Origin of the sequence: Legionella dresdenensis (genome assembly GCF_042649825.1) — a bacterium.
Classification (GTDB): Bacteria; Pseudomonadota; Gammaproteobacteria; order Legionellales; family Legionellaceae; genus Legionella_C; species Legionella_C dresdenensis.
On the sequence record NZ_JBHSAB010000013.1, the window covers coordinates 1 to 436 of the forward strand.

A 436-nucleotide genomic window follows, 5' to 3' on the forward strand; every position below is an offset into this window, starting at 1 on the left:
CGACGGTGGGATTGACGTTATAACCGGGGTTCGGAGTTACGGTAAATTGTTGCGTTGCGCCCGGCGTCACTGATTGCGGCGTGTTCGGGTTAATGGTCAGGTTAGCATCGCCGCTTGGGGTGACGACAGGCTCCAAAGAGCTAAAGGTTACCGAACAATCGCTGGTTACTGCACCGGTGGTATACACCGCGCCGGCCCATGAACCGGCAGGGCATGTTCCCCCGACAGCCGGGTTGACGGTATAACCGGGATCCGGAGTGACGGTAAATTGCTGGGTTGCCCCATAATTAATCGTTTGCGGCGTATTCGGGTTAATCGTCAGGTTGGCATCACCGCTTGGCGTGACCGTCGGCATCTGGAGTGAACTAAAGACGACGGTACAATCCCCGATAATGGCACCGGTAGTATACACCGCGCCTGCCCATGAACCCGCGGG

At 57.3% G+C, this 436-nt stretch carries 1 pseudogene; it reads right to left on the reverse strand.

Annotated features, from left to right (window positions below):
* Nucleotides 1–436: pseudogene (locus ACFORL_RS06780) on the reverse strand (hypothetical protein); the annotation flags it as partial.